The following is a 16,267-nucleotide window of genomic DNA, read 5'->3' as shown; positions in this document are numbered from 1 at the left end:
CGATGAAGGCACGCATCCAATGGGCTGGCGAAGCCATGTTCCTCGGGGAATCGGGCAGCGGTCATGTGGTGGTAATGGATGGCCCGCCGGAAGCTGGTGGTCGTAACCTGGGCGTGCGCCCGATGGAAATGCTCCTGCTCGGCGTAGGCGGTTGCAGCAACTTCGACGTGGTCAGCATCCTGAAAAAGTCCCGCCAGGCTGTCGAAAGTTGCGAAGCCTTTCTCGACGCCGAGCGTGCGACCGAGGATCCCAAGGTTTTCACCAAGATCCACATGCACTTCGTGGTCAAGGGGCGTGGGCTGAAAGAAGCCCAGGTCAAGCGCGCCATTGAGCTGTCGGCGGAAAAATACTGCTCGGCATCGATCATGCTCGGGGCGGCCGGGGTTGCCATCACTCACGACTACGAAATCGTCGAGCTCGGTTGAATTCCCATTCAACCATCCTGAACTCGTGGCAAAAGAAAGGGCGCTGAAAAAGCGCCCTTTCTTTTGCCTGCAATTTGTATCGATCAGATCCGGTAAGTACTTTTGGTCATGACCTTGGCCAGCAGGCTCATGCCGAATTTTACTGGTGCCGGGAAGCGGAATCCCCCTGCATCCAGCGCGCTTTCGGCGTGTTGTTCTTCGTCGATGCGCATCTGCTCGAGAATCGCCCGGGATTTTTCGTCCTCAGCCGGCAATTGCTCAAGGTGCTCGTTGAGGTGTTTGCACACCTGATCTTCAGTGGCAGCCACGAAACCCAGGCTGACCTTGTCGCTGATCAGCCCGGCCACCGCGCCAATGCCGAACGACATGCCGTAAAACAGTGGGTTGAGCACACTGGTGTGGCTACCCAGCTGGTGAATGCGTTGCTCGCACCAGACCAGGTGGTCGATTTCTTCTTCCGCGGCGTGCTCCATGGCGGCGCGCACGTGCGGCAGCTTGGCGGTCAGGGCCTGGCCCTGGTACAGCGCCTGGGCGCAGACTTCGCCGGTATGGTTGATGCGCATCAGGCCGGCGACATGCTTGGTGTCCTCTTCGCTCATCTGCACGTCTGGCTGCACGATGGCAGGGGAAGGGCGATAAGGCTGGCCGCTGAAGGGCAGCAAGGTACGCATTGCCGCATCTGCCTGCAGCAGTAGACGGTCAATCGGCGAGTAGTGACGTTGGGTAGTCATGCTTACCTCCGGGAAGAATCACGGCGGCCAGTTTACCCCAATCGATAGGCAGAGGCCTGCGCTGGATCAGCACACTCTCGGCAAAACCGGGCGAGAAGTGTGCTGTCGCGCACTTTGGACGGGGATCAGCCCGGCGGCCAGTGCATCTGGCGCTGACCCAGAACGTGCATGTGAATGTGATACACGGTCTGGCCGCCGAGTTCATTGCAGTTCATGACGACGCGGAAGCCTTCCTCGCAACCCAGTTCCCTGGCCAGGCGCTGGGCGGTGAACAGGATGTGTCCGGCCAGCAGCTTGTCGTCTTCGGTCAGGTCATTGAGGGTACGCACCGGCTTTTTCGGAACTACCAGGAAATGCACGGGGGCCTGTGGGGCGATATCGTGAAAGGCCAGAACCTGGTCGTCCTCGTAGATGATCTTCGCCGGTATTTCCCGGTTGATGATCTTGGTGAACAGAGTATCCACAGCTGTTTCTCCGTTGTGTTGGTCCGGGCTGAGTGTACTCAGGCAAGCCGAGTGCGCACAGCCTTAGATGATTGTCAGTTCAGCGCGGGCAATAGGCTTTGTTGACGGCGCCGGAAATCTTGCGGGTCAGCCAGCGCGAACCCAGGCGCGGGCTGAACGCGAACCAGCGGTTGCGGCGGCCGGGGATGATAATGGCGCGGTTCTTTTCCAGGGCGCGTACGGTGTACAGCGCGACTTCTTCCGGGCTCATCAGCAGCTTGCTGTCGTTGAGCTTGCTGGTGTTCAACTGGGCGGTATCAAAGAAACCGGTGCGGGTCGGGCCGGGGCAGAGCACGGACACCTTCACCGCATTGTTTTTCAGCTCTTCGCGCAGGCCTTCGGAGAAGTGCAGCACATAGGCCTTGCTGGCGTAGTAAGTGCTCATCCAGGGGCCGGGATAGAAGCCGGCGATCGAGGCGACGTTGAGAATCTGCCCGCCGCCCTGCAAGGCCATGCTGTTGCCCAGGGCGTGGCAAAGCCGGGTGAGGGCGAGAATGTTCACTTCGATCAGGTCTTGTTCGGTCATCCAATCCTGGGCGAGGAACGGCCCGCAGGTGCCGATGCCGGCGCAGTTCACCAGCAGGTCGATCTGCCGGTCGCCTTCCTCCAGCTCCAGCAGAAAGCCCGAAAGCCGCAAAGGCTCGGACAGGTCGCAGGCGCGGAACAGCACTTCGACACCAAAGCGCTGGGTCAACTCGATGGCGATGCTTTCCAGCTGATCACGCTGACGGGCCACCAGGATCAGGCTGCGGCCGCGCCGGGCCAGCGCTTCGGCCAGGGCCAGTCCTATGCCGCTGGAGGCGCCTGTGATCAGAGCGTAACGGGTCATGCGGTTCTCCATTGCAACGGTCGGTCGCCTGTGGGTAAAGTCCCAGGCACCGGCGCGTTAGTTCAATCCGATAGTCTACAGGTGGCCAGGGCGGGCTTGCTGCTTTCGCTGCTGCCATCCTGGACGCCTTAGACCGAGCTGAGCCCTCCAATGAAGGACAGCAGCAAAACGATTATCCACAGCGCGGCAAGCCCCTTGACTGCTCCACTGTTTGGCGGAGGCGGCGCGCCGTAACGATTGGCGCCGGTGTTGCCCGGCAGGACCGCCAGCAGCAGCGGAAACACTGCGTACACAAAAGGCAGCAAGTTCAACAGCCAGAGCCAGCCCGACCAGCCCAGGTCATGCAGGCGCTGAACGGAAATGGTGATGTTCAGATAGGCGAAGGCCAGTGCTACGACGCCAAGGAAGATCATTCCCGTAACCTGCAAGCCGTTGCCGACCAGGGCTGCGGTCAGGAAACCGCCGACGAGGGTAGTCAACAGGATCAGCGCCAGGGTCCAGGCGAGATAGCGCAGGCGCCCGATGCGGCCATCGACGGTATAGAACTTCAGTTCGCCAAACTCGGGGAGGGGATCGCCCACTGTGGCTTGAGGCGGGGTATAGGGCGAAGTGTCCGCGCCGGCCATGGGTTCTGGCGCCGGTGTCGGTGTCGGGCGTTGCCAGTCACTTGTCGCGGTGGGTCCTGCCTGAGGCAAGTCCACTGAAAGTGAAGGGGCTGGCGCTGGGGGAGCAGGTTGAGATGTCGGTTGGCTGGTGCCTGGGGCAAGATCCGGTTCGACGCGTGGGGCGATACCGGCCTGGTTTAGCGCGGCGAGATAAATATCGGCATCCTGCTGGGAGAGGTCGCGCTTGAGGGTGATGTTTTGCCCCTTGAACAGAGGCTCGATCGCGGCGATATCGCTTTTGAACAGCTTGGCGATTTTCTGCTTGGCATGTTCGATGTCGACACCCGGAAGCAGAGCCCCGTCAAATACGATCTTGAAACGGTCTTCGCTCATGCAGGGCTTCCTTGTCGGCTATATAGAGAGGGCTTTCGCAAGGCGATAGTTTAAGGCCAGCCGTCCGTGGCTGGCCAAAAAACATCAGCGATTCAGCGTGGCCAGCGTTGCGGCAGCCGAGCGGCCAGCTCCTGCGCTGCACGGTATTCGGCGTCCAGGCGGGCGACCAGTTGATCGACGCTCGGCAAGTCATCGATTTCACCGACGCCTTGTCCGGCGGACCATACGGTTTTCCAGGCTTTGGCTTCGTCGCTGAGTGGCTTGAGTTTCGAGCCGAAGTTGACTTCGCCTTTGCCCTGTAGGGCGGCAAGGTCGAAGCCGGCGTTTTCCAGGCTTTGACGCATGAAGCTTGCCGGAACCCCGGAGACTGCCGCGGTGTGCACGATGTCGGCGGCCTTGGCGCTCAGCAGCATCTCTTTATAGGCCTCCGGCGCGTGGCTTTCCGTGGTGCCGATAAAGCGCGTGCCGAAGTAGGCGAGGTCGGCGCCAAGCAATTGGGCGGCGAGGATCTCGTGGCCATGGTTCAGGCAGCCGGCCAGCAGCAGCGTCTTGTCGAAGAACTGGCGGATTTCAGCGATCAGGGAGAACGGGCTCCAGGTCCCGGCGTGGCCGCCGGCGCCGGCGGCTACGGCGATCAGGCCGTCGACCCCGGCCTCGGCGGCTTTTTCTGCATGGCGCCGGGTGGTGACGTCATGGAAGACCAGGCCTCCATAAGCATGCACCGCATCGACCAACTCCTTCACCGCCCCCAGGCTGGTGATGACGATAGGCACCTTGTGTTCGATGCAGATCGCCAGGTCGGCATTCAAGCGTGGATTGCTGTGATGCACGATCAGGTTGACGGCATAGGGTGCGGGGTTTTCCAGGGGCGCAAGGCCTGCTTCGATTTCTTCCAGCCAGGCTTTGAAGCCACTGCTTTCACGCTGGTTGAGGGCAGGGAAACTGCCGACCACACCGTTGCGGCAGCACGCCAGAACCAGTTGTGGGTTGGAAATCAGGAACATCGGCGCCGCCACGACAGGCAAGCGCAAGCGTTGTTCGAGCAGAGCGGGCAGCGACATTGGAAGTACTCCGAATAATGAACGGCTAGTAGGAGTTAGAACGGCCGGACGACGACCAGAATTACGATAGCCAGCAATACCAGAACTGGTACTTCATTGAACCAGCGGTAAAAGACATGGCTGCGGGTGTTTTCGCCACGGGCAAAACGTTTCACCTGGGCACCGCACATGTGGTGGTAGCCAATCAGGATGACCGCCAGGATCAGCTTGGCATGCATCCAGCCGCCCTGGCCGAAGTAGGCGCTGGGGTTCAGGCTCAGCAGCCAGATACCGAAAATCAGCGTGGCAATCATCGCCGGCCCCATGATCCCGCGGTACAGCTTGCGCTCCATGACGCTGAAGCGTTCCTTGCTGATCGTGTCTTCGCTTTGAGCGTGATAAACGAACAGGCGCGGCAGATAGAACAGCCCGGCAAACCAGCAGACCAGACTGACGATGTGAAAGGCTTTGAGCCACAGATAGAGCATTTCGGTTATTCCCAGGTTCACGGTAGCGCAGATAGTAGAGGCAGGAGCCTCCGCACGTCACCTTGACGGTTGTCGCAGGGGCGCGTGGCCCCTATTATCGACGGCTTTCCAGTGGGTTCGTTGAGGGCAGGTTTATGGTCAAGGTCGGTATCGTCGGCGGCACGGGTTACACCGGTGTCGAACTGCTGCGTCTGTTGGCACAGCATCCGCAAGCTGAAGTGGTAGTCATCACTTCCCGATCCGAGGCAGGCCTTGCCGTTGCCGATATGTACCCGAACCTGCGAGGCCACTATGACGGCCTGGCATTCAGCGTTCCGGACATCAAGACCCTCGGTGCCTGCGATGTGGTGTTCTTCGCGACGCCGCACGGCGTTGCCCATGCCCTGGCGGGGGAGCTGCTGGCTGCGGGTACCAAGGTCATCGACCTGTCGGCGGATTTCCGTCTGCAGGACGCCGATGAGTGGGCCAAGTGGTATGGCCAGCCTCACGGTGCCCCTGAATTGCTCGACGAAGCCGTCTATGGCCTGCCGGAAGTCAATCGCGAGCAGATCAAGAAGGCGCGCCTGATCGCTGTTCCGGGTTGCTACCCGACCGCTACCCAGCTCGGCTTCCTGCCATTGCTGGAAGCTGGGCTGGCCGACACTTCGCGGCTGATCGCCGACTGTAAGTCGGGTGTCAGCGGTGCCGGTCGGGGTGCCAGTGTTGGCTCCCTGTACTCCGAGACCTCGGAAAGCATGAAGGCCTATGCGGTCAAGGGGCATCGTCACCTGCCGGAGATTCGCCAGGGCCTGCGCCGTGCGGCGGGCAAGGATGTCGGCCTGACGTTCGTGCCGCACCTGACGCCGATGATTCGCGGAATTCACTCGACGCTCTATTCCACTGTTGTGGACAAGTCGGTGGACCTGCAGGCGCTGTTCGAGAAACGTTATGCCAACGAGCCGTTCGTGGATGTGATGCCGGCGGGCAGCCATCCGGAAACCCGTAGCGTGCGGGGCGCCAACGTCTGCCGGATTGCCGTGCACCGTCCGCAGGATGGCGATCTGGTGGTCGTGTTGTCGGTGATCGACAACCTGGTCAAAGGCGCTTCGGGCCAGGCCGTACAGAACCTGAACATCCTGTTCGGTCTGGACGAGCGCCTGGGTCTGTCCCACGCTGGAATGCTGCCTTAAGGCGTCTGCCTGCTTCAGCAAAAGGCCCGTTACGGGCCTTTTTGCATTCTGCGGTGAGCCCCCGGGCTTATTGATATACCGTAACAATAGTTGACCGCTTTTCTGGGAGAAGCGGATAATGCGCGTCATCACGCATTATGGCGGCGTAACGCCGGGAGATAGTCAGCATGAGCGTCGAATCCTTCACCCCCACGGCTTTGCAATTCACTCACGGTGCCGCACACAAGGTGAAGAGCCTGGTCGATGAGGAGGGTAATGATCGCTTGAAGCTGCGCGTATTCGTTACGGGCGGCGGTTGTTCAGGGTTTCAGTACGGCTTCACTTTCGATGAAGAAGTCGCGGATGACGACACCATCGTCGAGCGCGAGGGTGTCAGCCTGGTGGTCGATCCGATGAGCTTCCAGTACCTGGCGGGTGCCGAGGTGGATTATCAGGAAGGTCTGGAAGGTTCGCGCTTCGTGATCAAGAACCCGAATGCCACGACCACTTGCGGTTGCGGTTCTTCGTTCTCGATCTGATCGCTGGTCAAGGTTTTATCAGGCGCCGCAGGGCTTTCGGGCTTTGCGGCGTTTTGCTGTCTGGCGATCAGGCGGGGTAGATCGCGCCCAATACACGTAGGCCGCGGGCACCGGTGACGCTTGGGCGGTTGGCGGCTATGCTTTCGAGGCAGCAGTGGGCCAGCCAGGCGAACGCCATGGCTTCAACCCAGTCCGGATCGACGCCGTGGGTGGCGGTACTGCTGACCTTGGCGTTAGGCAGCAGGCTGGACAGGCGATTCATCAAGGCCGAGTTGTGGGCGCCACCGCCGCAGACCAACAGTTCCTGGGTACCGGTCTGCGCGGCTTGCAGCGACTCGACAATGGTCAGTGCCGTCAGCTCCAGGAGCGTTGCCTGTACGTTTTCGGGAGCAAAAACTGGCAAGCGAGCCAGATGCCCCTGTAGCCATTCCAGGTTGAACACCTCGCGGCCAGTGCTCTTCGGGCCTTGAGTGGCAAAGAACGGGTCGCTGAGCAGTGCGTTCAACAGCGTCGGCTCAACTTGGCCACTGGCAGCCCACTGGCCGTCGCGATCGTAGTTCTCGCCACGTTGGGCATTGATCCAGGCGTCCAGCAGAACGTTGCCCGGGCCGCAATCGAAGCCGGTAACCGGCTTGTCGTTCTCGATCAGGCTCAGGTTGCTGAAGCCGCCGACGTTCAAGACCGCGCGCTTGCCGGCACTTCGATCAAAGAGCGCTTCATGAAAGGCCGGCACCAATGGGGCGCCCTGGCCGCCGGCGGCGACGTCGCGGCTGCGGAAGTCGCTGACCACCGTAATTCCAGTGAGCTCTGTCAGCAGGGCCGGGTTGCCGATCTGGACCGTGAAACCGCGGGCTGGCTCATGGCGAATGGTCTGGCCATGACTGCCAATGGCACGGATGTCAGCGGGTTTCAGCTGCTGTTGGGCAAGGAGGCTATGAATGCCTTGGGCGGCCAGCTTTACCCAGTTCTGCTGGGCGATGGCGGAGCGGGCGATTTCATCGGGGCCGCTGGCGCACAAGCCAAGCAGCTCGGTGCGCAGGGATTCGGGCATGGGGATGTAGTGCGTGGCGATCAGCCTGATCGCCGGGGTTTGCTCGATGAGCGCGATATCCAGGCCATCAAGGCTGGTCCCGGACATCACACCTATATAGAGCGCCATGCTTAACGCTTGTTCGAAGCGAGCAGGGTGGCTTTTTCCTGATCCATCCGCGCCATCAGCGGCTGGCTTTGTTGTAGGAAGCGCGCGCGTTCCGCTTTGGCGATCGGGTCGGCCATCGGCAGCTTCTGGCCCAGAGGGTCGACGTGAACGCCGTTGACCTGGAACTCGTAGTGCAGATGCGGGCCTGTGGAAAGCCCGGTGGTACCGATGTAGCCGATCACCTGGCCCTGCTTGACGGTCCCACCGGTCTTGACGCCTTTGGCGAAGCCTTGCATATGGCCATACAGCGTGCGGTAGGCATTGCCGTGCTGGATGATCACGGTGTTGCCGTATCCGCCACGACGACCTGCCAGGAGCACCTTGCCATCGCCGGCGGCCTTGATTGGCGTGCCGCGAGGGGCTGCGTAGTCGACGCCTTTGTGAGCGCGGATCTTATTCAGGATCGGGTGCTTGCGGCCCATGGAGAAGCGTGAGCTGATACGTGCAAAGTCCACCGGCGTACGGATAAAGGCCTTGCGCATGCTATTGCCGTCAGCGGTGTAATAGCTGCTCATGCCTTGTTTGTTGGTGTAACGCACCGCGGTGTAGGTCTTGCCGCGGTTGGTGAAGCGCGCAGAGAGAATGTTGCGGGAACCCACGGCTTTGCCATTGACGACGGTCTGCTCGTAGATCACGTCGAACTCGTCGCCCGGGCGGATATCCTGGGCAAAGTCGATGTCGTAGCCAAAGACATTGGCCATGTCCATTGTCAGGCTGTGAGAGAGGCCAGCTCGTGCTGCGGATTGCGACAGCGAACTGTTGATCACGCCATGAACGTAGGCTGTGCGCACCATGGGTTTGGCGGTGATACGGCTGAAGGCGAAGCCTTTTGGCCCTTTGGTCAGGGTGATGCTTTCCAGGTCGTTGACCTTGCTGTGCAAGTTGCTCAACTGACCGTCCGGGCCCAGTTCGAACTCAAGTTTCTGGCCGCGCTTCAACTGGGTGAACTGCTTGGCTTGCTTGTCGCTGGCCAACACTTCGTGCACCGAGGTGGCTGGCAGGCCGACCTTCTCGAATAGCGTGGAAAGGGTGTCGCCCTTGGCAACAATGACTTCCCTGTGATTGGCCGTCTTCTTTTCTTCTGCTAGGGCTGGAGTAGGCTGTTCTTGAGTGGTTTCAGCGGTCTTTGCGGTGTCTTCGGGGCTGTTTTCGATTTGCGCGAACGGGGAAGGTACGGCTTCATTTGTGGCTTGTACGGCGTCTGCAGCGTCTTGATCTTGTGTCAGTTGCTCGGCTGGGCTTTCCAGATCAAGACTCAGAGTTGTTCTTTTGGCTTCTACATCACTGGAAGGGAATACCAGGAGCGCCAGGCTGAGGAGGGCGGCGATGCCACTTGCGGCGAGCAGGTGGGTCTTCGGATAAAGCGGTGGGGCTTTAGGCGGTTCTGTGGTCATAGGTAATTTTGACTTTGAAAAAGATGAATTGGAAAAGATGAATGACATGATGAAGATGAAATAACTGTATAAAATATAACCAAATCATCTGTTAAGCAAGCCTGCGGACGTCCTGTTCGCGGAAAGCCATCCATACGCCGGGCAAAACTTGTAATTGGGCGCTGATCTTGTATGGTTGGTTCCCTTTGAATCTGAGCCTTGCGGGTCTGTTATGAAGTCGGTTGAAGAGCAGCTAGCGCTGATCAAACGTGGTGCGGAAGAGTTGTTGGTCGAGTCCGAGCTGATCGAAAAGCTCAAGCGCGGCCAGCCGCTGCGTATTAAGGCTGGCTTCGACCCGACGGCGCCGGATTTGCACCTGGGGCACACCGTGCTTATTAATAAGCTGCGCCAGTTTCAGGATCTGGGGCACCAGGTGATCTTCCTGATCGGCGACTTCACTGGGATGATCGGTGATCCGAGCGGCAAGAGCGCAACCCGTCCGCCACTGACTCGCGAGCAGGTCCTCGAAAATGCCGAGACCTACAAGAGTCAGGTGTTCAAGATTCTCGACCCGGCGAAAACCGAGGTGGCCTTCAACTCCACCTGGATGGACAAAATGGGGCCTGCGGATTTCATTCGCCTGACTTCCCAGTACACCGTTGCCCGTATGCTCGAGCGTGACGACTTCGACAAGCGCTACTCCACCAATCAGCCAATTGCCATTCACGAGTTCCTCTATCCGCTGGTTCAGGGGTATGACTCGGTGGCGCTACGTGCCGATGTGGAGTTGGGTGGTACCGATCAGAAGTTTAACCTGTTGATGGGTCGTGAGCTGCAGCGCGGTTATGGTCAGGAAGCTCAGTGCATTCTGACGATGCCATTGCTCGAGGGGTTGGACGGCGTCAAGAAGATGTCCAAGTCGCTGGGTAACTATGTGGGTATCCAAGAAACGCCAGGAGTCATGTACAGCAAGTTGGTTTCTATTCCGGATGCCTTGATGTGGCGTTACTTCGAGCTGCTGAGCTTCCGCTCCATGGAGGAAATCCTTTCCTTTAAGGCGGATGTCGAGGCGGGTGCGAATCCGCGGGATATCAAGATCAAGCTGGCTGAAGAGATCGTTGCGCGCTTCCATGGTGAAGAGGCTGCGGCGAATGCTCATCGTGCGGCGGGTAACCGTATGAAGGATGGTGAGCTGCCGGATGATCTGCCTGAGATCGAGCTGGCTGCTGCTGAAGACATGCCGATCGCGGCTGTCCTTAATAAGGCCGGCTTGGTAAAGAACTCGGCGATGGCGCGTGACCTGCTCGGCTCGGGTGGTGTGCGTGTGGATGGTGAGGTGGTTGAGCGTTCCTTTATATGGGCGATCGGCTCGACTCATATTTGCCAGGCCGGAAAGAAGGCTTTTGCACGAATTACACTTAAATCCGAATAAAACTGAAAATAGGTGTTGACGGCGAATTATATCTCTCTATAATTCGCTCCACTTCCGGCGCAGTCGAAACGGAAAACTCCTTGAGATTCAATGAGTTACGCGGTTTTCGACAGCGGTTGCGCTTCAGTTCATCGAAGCCCGAAGGAGTTGATAAGGTGTCTTGTTTTCGCCTTATTGACGGTTCGATCTTCTCGGTCGAAAGCGGAGAAAAAGAGGTGTTGACAGCAGTGTGTAACGCTGTAGAATTCGCCTCCCGCTGACGAGAGATCGGAAGCGCAAGTGGTTGAAGTTGCAAAGGAAACTTTGAAAACTTCTTAAAATAACCGCTTGACAGATATAGGGGCTGCTGTAGAATGCGCGCCTCGGTTGAGACGAAAGACTTAGCCAACCGCTCTTTAACAACTGAATCAAGCAATTCGTGTGGGTGCTTGTGGAGTCAGACTGATAGTCAAAAAGATTATCAGCATCACAAGTTACTCCGCGAGAAATCAAAGATGTAACCAACGATTGCTGAGCCAAGTTTAGGGTTTTCTCAAAACCCAAAGATGTTTGAACTGAAGAGTTTGATCATGGCTCAGATTGAACGCTGGCGGCAGGCCTAACACATGCAAGTCGAGCGGTAGAGAGAAGCTTGCTTCTCTTGAGAGCGGCGGACGGGTGAGTAATGCCTAGGAATCTGCCTGGTAGTGGGGGATAACGTCCGGAAACGGACGCTAATACCGCATACGTCCTACGGGAGAAAGCAGGGGACCTTCGGGCCTTGCGCTATCAGATGAGCCTAGGTCGGATTAGCTAGTTGGTGAGGTAATGGCTCACCAAGGCGACGATCCGTAACTGGTCTGAGAGGATGATCAGTCACACTGGAACTGAGACACGGTCCAGACTCCTACGGGAGGCAGCAGTGGGGAATATTGGACAATGGGCGAAAGCCTGATCCAGCCATGCCGCGTGTGTGAAGAAGGTCTTCGGATTGTAAAGCACTTTAAGTTGGGAGGAAGGGTACTTACCTAATACGTGAGTATTTTGACGTTACCGACAGAATAAGCACCGGCTAACTCTGTGCCAGCAGCCGCGGTAATACAGAGGGTGCAAGCGTTAATCGGAATTACTGGGCGTAAAGCGCGCGTAGGTGGTTCGTTAAGTTGGATGTGAAATCCCCGGGCTCAACCTGGGAACTGCATCCAAAACTGGCGAGCTAGAGTATGGTAGAGGGTGGTGGAATTTCCTGTGTAGCGGTGAAATGCGTAGATATAGGAAGGAACACCAGTGGCGAAGGCGACCACCTGGACTGATACTGACACTGAGGTGCGAAAGCGTGGGGAGCAAACAGGATTAGATACCCTGGTAGTCCACGCCGTAAACGATGTCAACTAGCCGTTGGGAGCCTTGAGCTCTTAGTGGCGCAGCTAACGCATTAAGTTGACCGCCTGGGGAGTACGGCCGCAAGGTTAAAACTCAAATGAATTGACGGGGGCCCGCACAAGCGGTGGAGCATGTGGTTTAATTCGAAGCAACGCGAAGAACCTTACCAGGCCTTGACATCCAATGAACTTTCCAGAGATGGATTGGTGCCTTCGGGAACATTGAGACAGGTGCTGCATGGCTGTCGTCAGCTCGTGTCGTGAGATGTTGGGTTAAGTCCCGTAACGAGCGCAACCCTTGTCCTTAGTTACCAGCACGTTATGGTGGGCACTCTAAGGAGACTGCCGGTGACAAACCGGAGGAAGGTGGGGATGACGTCAAGTCATCATGGCCCTTACGGCCTGGGCTACACACGTGCTACAATGGTCGGTACAGAGGGTTGCCAAGCCGCGAGGTGGAGCTAATCCCATAAAACCGATCGTAGTCCGGATCGCAGTCTGCAACTCGACTGCGTGAAGTCGGAATCGCTAGTAATCGCGAATCAGAATGTCGCGGTGAATACGTTCCCGGGCCTTGTACACACCGCCCGTCACACCATGGGAGTGGGTTGCACCAGAAGTAGCTAGTCTAACCTTCGGGAGGACGGTTACCACGGTGTGATTCATGACTGGGGTGAAGTCGTAACAAGGTAGCCGTAGGGGAACCTGCGGCTGGATCACCTCCTTAATCGACGACATCAGCTGCTTCATAAGCTCCCACACGAATTGCTTGATTCATTGAAGAAGACGATTGGGTCTGTAGCTCAGTTGGTTAGAGCGCACCCCTGATAAGGGTGAGGTCGGCAGTTCGAATCTGCCCAGACCCACCAATTACTGGTGCACCCTGTAGCGATACGGGGCCATAGCTCAGCTGGGAGAGCGCCTGCCTTGCACGCAGGAGGTCAGCGGTTCGATCCCGCTTGGCTCCACCATTACAGATTGGTGTCCATCGTTTAAAGCTTAGAAATGAGCATTCCGCTAAAGTGGCGATGAATGTTGATTTCTGATCTTTATCAGAATCGTTCTTTAAAAATTTGGGTATGTGATAGAAAGATAGACTGGATAGCACTTTCACTGGTGTTTATTCAGGCTAAGGTAAAATTTGTGAGTTTAATCGCGAATTTTCGGCGAATGTCGTCTTCACAGTATAACCAGATTGCTTGGGGTTATATGGTCAAGTGAAGAAGCGCATACGGTGGATGCCTTGGCAGTCAGAGGCGATGAAAGACGTGGTAGCCTGCGAAAAGCTTCGGGGAGTCGGCAAACAGACTTTGATCCGGAGATGTCTGAATGGGGGAACCCAGCCATCATAAGATGGTTATCTTGTACTGAATACATAGGTGCAAGAGGCGAACCAGGGGAACTGAAACATCTAAGTACCCTGAGGAAAAGAAATCAACCGAGATTCCCTTAGTAGTGGCGAGCGAACGGGGACTAGCCCTTAAGTGGCTTTGAGATTAGCGGAACGCTCTGGAAAGTGCGGCCATAGTGGGTGATAGCCCTGTACGCGAAAGTCTCTTAGTCATGAAATCGAGTAGGACGGAGCACGAGAAACTTTGTCTGAATATGGGGGGACCATCCTCCAAGGCTAAATACTACTGACTGACCGATAGTGAACTAGTACCGTGAGGGAAAGGCGAAAAGAACCCCGGAGAGGGGAGTGAAATAGATCCTGAAACCGTATGCGTACAAGCAGTGGGAGCAGACTTTGTTCTGTGACTGCGTACCTTTTGTATAATGGGTCAGCGACTTATATTCAGTGGCGAGCTTAACCGAATAGGGGAGGCGTAGCGAAAGCGAGTCTTAATAGGGCGTTTAGTCGCTGGGTATAGACCCGAAACCGGGCGATCTATCCATGGGCAGGTTGAAGGTTAGGTAACACTGACTGGAGGACCGAACCGACTACCGTTGAAAAGTTAGCGGATGACCTGTGGATCGGAGTGAAAGGCTAATCAAGCTCGGAGATAGCTGGTTCTCCTCGAAAGCTATTTAGGTAGCGCCTCATGTATCACTGTAGGGGGTAGAGCACTGTTTCGGCTAGGGGGTCATCCCGACTTACCAAACCGATGCAAACTCCGAATACCTACAAGTGCCGAGCATGGGAGACACACGGCGGGTGCTAACGTCCGTCGTGAAAAGGGAAACAACCCAGACCGTCAGCTAAGGTCCCAAAGTTATGGTTAAGTGGGAAACGATGTGGGAAGGCTTAGACAGCTAGGAGGTTGGCTTAGAAGCAGCCACCCTTTAAAGAAAGCGTAATAGCTCACTAGTCGAGTCGGCCTGCGCGGAAGATGTAACGGGGCTCAAACCATACACCGAAGCTACGGGTATCACGTAAGTGATGCGGTAGAGGAGCGTTCTGTAAGCCTGTGAAGGTGAGTTGAGAAGCTTGCTGGAGGTATCAGAAGTGCGAATGCTGACATGAGTAACGACAATGGGTGTGAAAAACACCCACGCCGAAAGACCAAGGTTTCCTGCGCAACGTTAATCGACGCAGGGTTAGTCGGTCCCTAAGGCGAGGCTGAAAAGCGTAGTCGATGGAAAACAGGTTAATATTCCTGTACTTCTAGTTATTGCGATGGAGGGACGGAGAAGGCTAGGCCAGCTTGGCGTTGGTTGTCCAAGTTTAAGGTGGTAGGCTGGAATCTTAGGTAAATCCGGGGTTCTAAGGCCGAGAGCTGATGACGAGTTACCTTTCAGGTGACGAAGTGGTTGATGCCATGCTTCCAAGAAAAGCTTCTAAGCTTCAGATAACTAGGAACCGTACCCCAAACCGACACAGGTGGTTGGGTAGAGAATACCAAGGCGCTTGAGAGAACTCGGGTGAAGGAACTAGGCAAAATGGCACCGTAACTTCGGGAGAAGGTGCGCCGGTGAGGGTGAAGGACTTGCTCCGTAAGCCCATGCCGGTCGAAGATACCAGGCCGCTGCGACTGTTTATTAAAAACACAGCACTCTGCAAACACGAAAGTGGACGTATAGGGTGTGACGCCTGCCCGGTGCCGGAAGGTTAATTGATGGGGTTAGCTAACGCGAAGCTCTTGATCGAAGCCCCGGTAAACGGCGGCCGTAACTATAACGGTCCTAAGGTAGCGAAATTCCTTGTCGGGTAAGTTCCGACCTGCACGAATGGCGTAACGATGGCGGCGCTGTCTCCACCCGAGACTCAGTGAAATTGAAATCGCTGTGAAGATGCAGTGTATCCGCGGCTAGACGGAAAGACCCCGTGAACCTTTACTATAGCTTTGCACTGGACTTTGAATTTGCTTGTGTAGGATAGGTGGGAGGCTTTGAAGCGTGGACGCCAGTTCGCGTGGAGCCATCCTTGAAATACCACCCTGGCAACTTTGAGGTTCTAACTCAGGTCCGTCATCCGGATCGAGGACAGTGTATGGTGGGTAGTTTGACTGGGGCGGTCTCCTCCTAAAGAGTAACGGAGGAGTACGAAGGTGCGCTCAGACCGGTCGGAAATCGGTCGTAGAGTATAAAGGCAAAAGCGCGCTTGACTGCGAGACAGACACGTCGAGCAGGTACGAAAGTAGGTCTTAGTGATCCGGTGGTTCTGTATGGAAGGGCCATCGCTCAACGGATAAAAGGTACTCCGGGGATAACAGGCTGATACCGCCCAAGAGTTCATATCGACGGCGGTGTTTGGCACCTCGATGTCGGCTCATCACATCCTGGGGCTGAAGCCGGTCCCAAGGGTATGGCTGTTCGCCATTTAAAGTGGTACGCGAGCTGGGTTTAGAACGTCGTGAGACAGTTCGGTCCCTATCTGCCGTGGACGTTTGAGATTTGAGAGGGGCTGCTCCTAGTACGAGAGGACCGGAGTGGACGAACCTCTGGTGTTCCGGTTGTCACGCCAGTGGCATTGCCGGGTAGCTATGTTCGGAAAAGATAACCGCTGAAAGCATCTAAGCGGGAAACTTGCCTCAAGATGAGATCTCACTGGAACCTTGAGTTCCCTAAAGGGCCGTCGAAGACTACGACGTTGATAGGTTGGGTGTGTAAGCGCTGTGAGGCGTTGAGCTAACCAATACTAATTGCCCGTGAGGCTTGACCATATAACACCCAAGCAATTTGCTTAAGAGCGAATTGCGGTGTGTGAAGACGAAACGAACCGAAAGTTCGAGAAAACACACAAAGCTATTACATACCCAATT

General features: G+C 56.7%; 12 protein-coding genes, 2 tRNA genes and 2 rRNA genes. 8 read left to right on the top strand and 8 right to left on the bottom strand.

Going from position 1 to position 16,267, the window contains the following annotated elements:
* The first annotated feature begins 2 nt into the window (after positions 1 to 2).
* Positions 3 to 425, top strand: coding sequence for an OsmC family protein (locus H0I86_RS28610; protein ID WP_009045862.1), 423 nt, complete (start codon positions 3 to 5; stop codon positions 423 to 425).
* A gap of 83 nt (positions 426 to 508) precedes the next feature.
* Here H0I86_RS28610 and coq7 read toward each other — a convergent pair whose 3' ends face one another.
* The 6 genes from coq7 to hemJ all read right to left on the bottom strand — a co-directional run bounded on the left by coq7 (position 509) and on the right by hemJ (position 5,014).
* Positions 509 to 1,156, bottom strand: a complete 648-nt coding sequence (gene coq7, locus H0I86_RS28605) for a 2-polyprenyl-3-methyl-6-methoxy-1,4-benzoquinone monooxygenase (protein WP_124322549.1) — start codon at positions 1,154 to 1,156, stop codon at positions 509 to 511.
* Positions 1,157 to 1,281: 125 nt separating this feature from the next.
* Positions 1,282 to 1,620: a histidine triad nucleotide-binding protein gene (locus tag H0I86_RS28600; RefSeq protein WP_007930180.1), complete on the bottom strand. Its 339-nt coding sequence runs from the start codon at positions 1,618 to 1,620 to the stop codon at positions 1,282 to 1,284.
* A gap of 79 nt (positions 1,621 to 1,699) precedes the next feature.
* A complete protein-coding gene (locus H0I86_RS28595) occupies positions 1,700 to 2,488 on the bottom strand; it encodes an SDR family NAD(P)-dependent oxidoreductase (RefSeq protein ID WP_009051137.1) in 789 nt (262 codons plus the stop codon).
* A 128-nt stretch (positions 2,489 to 2,616) separates the two neighbouring features.
* Positions 2,617 to 3,486, bottom strand: coding sequence for a DUF805 domain-containing protein (locus tag H0I86_RS28590; RefSeq protein WP_180923003.1), 870 nt, complete (start codon positions 3,484 to 3,486; stop codon positions 2,617 to 2,619).
* A 92-nt stretch (positions 3,487 to 3,578) separates the two neighbouring features.
* Positions 3,579 to 4,547, bottom strand: coding sequence for an NAD(P)H-dependent flavin oxidoreductase (locus H0I86_RS28585; protein ID WP_114761272.1), 969 nt, complete (start codon positions 4,545 to 4,547; stop codon positions 3,579 to 3,581).
* A 35-nt stretch (positions 4,548 to 4,582) separates the two neighbouring features.
* Positions 4,583 to 5,014 carry a protoporphyrinogen oxidase HemJ gene (gene hemJ, locus H0I86_RS28580; protein WP_180923002.1) on the bottom strand — a complete coding sequence of 144 codons (432 nt, stop codon included), beginning with the start codon at positions 5,012 to 5,014 and terminating at the stop codon, positions 4,583 to 4,585.
* Between the two features lie 134 nt (positions 5,015 to 5,148).
* Here hemJ and argC point away from each other — a divergent pair, with 134 nt between their 5' ends.
* On the top strand, positions 5,149 to 6,183 hold the full coding sequence (gene argC, locus H0I86_RS28575; RefSeq protein WP_009045860.1) for an N-acetyl-gamma-glutamyl-phosphate reductase: 1,035 nt from the start codon (positions 5,149 to 5,151) through the stop codon (positions 6,181 to 6,183).
* 167 nt (positions 6,184 to 6,350) lie between these two features.
* On the top strand, positions 6,351 to 6,701 hold the full coding sequence (erpA, locus tag H0I86_RS28570; RefSeq protein ID WP_007906865.1) for an iron-sulfur cluster insertion protein ErpA: 351 nt from the start codon (positions 6,351 to 6,353) through the stop codon (positions 6,699 to 6,701).
* 67 nt (positions 6,702 to 6,768) lie between these two features.
* Here the strand turns inward: erpA and H0I86_RS28565 are convergent, their stop codons facing one another.
* Both H0I86_RS28565 and H0I86_RS28560 read right to left on the bottom strand, forming a co-directional pair.
* Positions 6,769 to 7,860, bottom strand: a complete 1,092-nt coding sequence (locus tag H0I86_RS28565; protein ID WP_180923001.1) for an anhydro-N-acetylmuramic acid kinase — start codon at positions 7,858 to 7,860, stop codon at positions 6,769 to 6,771.
* 2 nt (positions 7,861 to 7,862) lie between these two features.
* A complete protein-coding gene (locus tag H0I86_RS28560; protein ID WP_180923000.1) occupies positions 7,863 to 9,293 on the bottom strand; it encodes a peptidoglycan DD-metalloendopeptidase family protein in 1,431 nt (476 codons plus the stop codon).
* Between the two features lie 211 nt (positions 9,294 to 9,504).
* On the opposite strand from H0I86_RS28560, the gene tyrS reads away from it, so the two are divergent.
* The 5 genes from tyrS to H0I86_RS28535 all read left to right on the top strand — a co-directional run bounded on the left by tyrS (position 9,505) and on the right by H0I86_RS28535 (position 16,168).
* The gene (gene tyrS, locus H0I86_RS28555; RefSeq protein ID WP_180922999.1) at positions 9,505 to 10,704 is read left to right on the top strand and encodes a tyrosine--tRNA ligase; all 1,200 of its coding nucleotides are present in this window, start codon (positions 9,505 to 9,507) and stop codon (positions 10,702 to 10,704) included.
* Positions 10,705 to 11,255: 551 nt separating this feature from the next.
* Positions 11,256 to 12,792, top strand: a 16S ribosomal RNA gene (locus H0I86_RS28550).
* A 65-nt stretch (positions 12,793 to 12,857) separates the two neighbouring features.
* A tRNA-Ile gene (locus tag H0I86_RS28545) sits at positions 12,858 to 12,934 on the top strand.
* Positions 12,935 to 12,960: 26 nt separating this feature from the next.
* Positions 12,961 to 13,036, top strand: a tRNA-Ala gene (locus H0I86_RS28540).
* 240 nt (positions 13,037 to 13,276) lie between these two features.
* A 23S ribosomal RNA gene (locus tag H0I86_RS28535) occupies positions 13,277 to 16,168 on the top strand.
* The 16S and 23S rRNA genes sit together here with 2 tRNA genes alongside, the layout of an rRNA operon.
* The last annotated feature ends 99 nt before the right edge of the window (positions 16,169 to 16,267 follow it).

Source organism: Pseudomonas chlororaphis subsp. aurantiaca (assembly GCF_013466605.1).
Classification (GTDB): domain Bacteria; phylum Pseudomonadota; class Gammaproteobacteria; order Pseudomonadales; family Pseudomonadaceae; genus Aquipseudomonas; species Aquipseudomonas chlororaphis_I.
This window is presented reverse-complemented; position numbering and strand designations above follow the sequence as displayed.

Coding starts and splice junctions, on each gene's coding strand:
- H0I86_RS28610 (WP_009045862.1), top strand. CDS start 3: ATGAAGGCACGCATCCAATGGGCTGGCGAAGCCATGTTCCTCGGGGAA.
- coq7 (WP_124322549.1), bottom strand. CDS start 1,156: ATGACTACCCAACGTCACTACTCGCCGATTGACCGTCTACTGCTGCAG.
- H0I86_RS28595 (WP_009051137.1), bottom strand. CDS start 2,488: ATGACCCGTTACGCTCTGATCACAGGCGCCTCCAGCGGCATAGGACTG.
- H0I86_RS28590 (WP_180923003.1), bottom strand. CDS start 3,486: ATGAGCGAAGACCGTTTCAAGATCGTATTTGACGGGGCTCTGCTTCCG.
- H0I86_RS28585 (WP_114761272.1), bottom strand. CDS start 4,547: ATGTCGCTGCCCGCTCTGCTCGAACAACGCTTGCGCTTGCCTGTCGTG.
- hemJ (WP_180923002.1), bottom strand. CDS start 5,014: ATGCTCTATCTGTGGCTCAAAGCCTTTCACATCGTCAGTCTGGTCTGC.
- argC (WP_009045860.1), top strand. CDS start 5,149: ATGGTCAAGGTCGGTATCGTCGGCGGCACGGGTTACACCGGTGTCGAA.
- erpA (WP_007906865.1), top strand. CDS start 6,351: ATGAGCGTCGAATCCTTCACCCCCACGGCTTTGCAATTCACTCACGGT.
- H0I86_RS28565 (WP_180923001.1), bottom strand. CDS start 7,860: ATGGCGCTCTATATAGGTGTGATGTCCGGGACCAGCCTTGATGGCCTG.
- H0I86_RS28560 (WP_180923000.1), bottom strand. CDS start 9,293: ATGACCACAGAACCGCCTAAAGCCCCACCGCTTTATCCGAAGACCCAC.
- tyrS (WP_180922999.1), top strand. CDS start 9,505: ATGAAGTCGGTTGAAGAGCAGCTAGCGCTGATCAAACGTGGTGCGGAA.